This window comes from Luteibacter yeojuensis, assembly GCF_000964085.1.
Taxonomy (GTDB): Bacteria; Pseudomonadota; Gammaproteobacteria; order Xanthomonadales; family Rhodanobacteraceae; genus Luteibacter; species Luteibacter yeojuensis_A.
Window position 1 is genome coordinate 2,501 of record NZ_JZRB01000066.1, and the last position, 2,858, is coordinate 5,358.

The window sequence follows — 2,858 nt, forward strand, 5'->3', positions numbered from 1 at the left end:
TGTCGTACATTCTAGTCGAACAGCGTGGAAAAGCTGGCCGTAGACGGTGATAGCCCGGTAGACGAAAGGGTGCATGGCATGAAATTGAGTAAGGCGAGGCACGTGAAACCTTGTCTGAACATGGGGGGACCATCCTCCAAGGCTAAATACTCCTGACTGACCGATAGCGAACTAGTACCGTGAGGGAAAGGCGAAAAGAACCCCGGAGAGGGGAGTGAAATAGACCCTGAAACCGTATACGTACAAGCAGTGGAAGCCCGCAAGGGTGACTGCGTACCTTTTGTATAATGGGTCAGCGACTTACTGTCAGTGGCAAGCTTAACCGTATAGGGGAGGCGAAGGGAAACCGAGTCTGAATAGGGCGAATAGTCTCTGGCAGTAGACCCGAAACCGAGTGATCTATCCTTGACCAGGTTGAAGGTGCGGTAACACGCACTGGAGGACCGAACCCACATCTGTTGCAATAGATGGGGATGAGTTGAGGATCGGAGTGAAAGGCTAAACAAACTCGGAGATAGCTGGTTCTCCTCGAAAGCTATTTAGGTAGCGCCTCGTGCGAACACTGTTGGGGGTAGAGCACTGTTATGGCTAGGGGGTCATTGAGACTTACCAAACCATGGCAAACTCCGAATACCAACACGTGCTACACGGGAGACACACGGCGGGTGCTAACGTCCGTCGTGAAAAGGGAAACAACCCAGACCCGCAGCTAAGGTCCCAAAGTCATAGCTAAGTGGAAAACGATGTGGAAAGGCATAGACAGCCAGGAGGTTGGCTTAGAAGCAGCCACCCTTTAAAGAAAGCGTAATAGCTCACTGGTCGAGTCGGTCTGCGCGGAAGATTTAACGGGGCTAAGCTATGCACCGAAGCTCGGGGTGTACAGGTTTTGACCTGTACGCGGTAGAGGAGCGTTCCGTAGGCCTGTGAAGGTGGATTGTAAAGTCTGCTGGAGGTATCGGAAGTGCGAATGCTGACATGAGTAACGATAAGGGGGGTGAAAAGCCTCCCCGCCGAAAGCCCAAGGTTTCCTCGCGCAACGTTCATCGGCGCAGGGTGAGTCGGCCCCTAAGGCGAGGCAGAAATGCGTAGTCGATGGGAAGCAGGTTAATATTCCTGCACTTTTCTACAGTGCGATGTGGGGACGGAGAAGGTTAGGTCTACCAGGCGTTGGTTGTCCTGGGGAAAGGCGGTAGGCATGGTTCTTAGGCAAATCCGGGAACCTCTATGCCGAGCACCGAGACGAGTCCTATGAGGACGAAGTGACTGAGACCACGCTTCCAGGAAAAGCCACTAAGCTTCAGCTGTAGAAAAACCGTACCGTAAACCGACACTGGTAGGCAGGGTGAGAATCCCAAGGCGCTTGAGAGAACTCGGGTGAAGGAACTAGGCAAAATGGCACCGTAACTTCGGGAGAAGGTGCGCCCCTTGGTGTGGTCACGTGCGTGACTGAGCATCGAGGGGTCGCAGTAACCTGGCCGCTGCGACTGTTTATCAAAAACACAGCACTCTGCAAACACGAAAGTGGACGTATAGGGTGTGACGCCTGCCCGGTGCTGGAAGGTTAATTGATGGGGTCAGCCGCAAGGCGAAGCTCTTGATCGAAGCCCCAGTAAACGGCGGCCGTAACTATAACGGTCCTAAGGTAGCGAAATTCCTTGTCGGGTAAGTTCCGACCTGCACGAATGGCGTAACGACAGCGGCGCTGTCTCCACCCGAGACTCAGTGAAATTGAAATCGCTGTGAAGATGCAGCGTTCCCGCGGCAAGACGGAAAGACCCCGTGAACCTTTACTATAGCTTTACACTGAACGTTGAGTTCTTCTGTGTAGGATAGGTGGGAGGCTATGAAACCAGGACGCTAGTTCTGGTGGAGCCATCCTTGAAATACCACCCTGAAGTGCTTGACGTTCTAACCTAGGTCCGTAATCCGGATCGGGGACCGTGTATGGTGGGTAGTTTGACTGGGGCGGTCTCCTCCCAAAGAGTAACGGAGGAGCACGAAGGTACGCTCAGCGCGGTCGGACATCGCGCACTGTGTGCAAAGGCATAAGCGTGCTTGACTGCGAGATCGACGGATCAAGCAGGTACGAAAGTAGGTCTTAGTGATCCGGTGGTTCTGTATGGAAGGGCCATCGCTCAACGGATAAAAGGTACTCCGGGGATAACAGGCTGATACCGCCCAAGAGTTCATATCGACGGCGGTGTTTGGCACCTCGATGTCGGCTCATCACATCCTGGGGCTGTAGCCGGTCCCAAGGGTATGGCTGTTCGCCATTTAAAGTGGTACGCGAGCTGGGTTCAGAACGTCGTGAGACAGTTCGGTCCCTATCTGTCGTGGGCGTTGGAGATTTGAGAGGGGCTGCTCCTAGTACGAGAGGACCGGAGTGGACGTTCCGCTGGTGTTCGGGTTGTCATGCCCATGGCATTGCCCGGTAGCTATGAACGGAAGCGATAACCGCTGAAAGCATCTAAGCGGGAAGCGCGCCTCAAGATGAGATCTCCCGAGAGCTAGACTCTCCTTAAGGCACCATCAAGACTAGGTGGTTGATAGGCGCGGTGTGGAAGTGCAGCAATGCATTGAGCTTACGCGTACTAATGAGCCGTGAGGCTTGACCATATAACCCCAAGACGCTTCACCGTCTTAACTCAAGCTTCGATCCGGACGTTCCCGGACGCTTGTCACTCGTTTACACCCTCTGTGGAGCCGGCGCCCATGCGCTGCTCCCACCCCTTCCCTGGCGGCTATAGCGGCGTGGTCCCACCTGATCCCATCCCGAACTCAGAAGTGAAACGCGCATGCGCCGATGGTAGTGTGGCTCAAGCCATGCAAGAGTAGGTCACCGCCAGGGGCCTTATACC

The 2,858-nt window shown here is 54.5% G+C and carries 2 rRNA genes (1 of these 2 cut by a window edge); both read left to right on the forward strand.

Going from position 1 to position 2,858, the window contains the following annotated elements:
- Window positions 1-2,616: ribosomal RNA gene (locus tag VI08_RS19495) — 23S ribosomal RNA — on the forward strand; it begins 269 nt to the left of the window's first position.
- Between the two features lie 117 nt (window positions 2,617-2,733).
- Window positions 2,734-2,848: ribosomal RNA gene (rrf, locus tag VI08_RS19500) — 5S ribosomal RNA — on the forward strand.
- The last annotated feature ends 10 nt before the right edge of the window (window positions 2,849-2,858 follow it).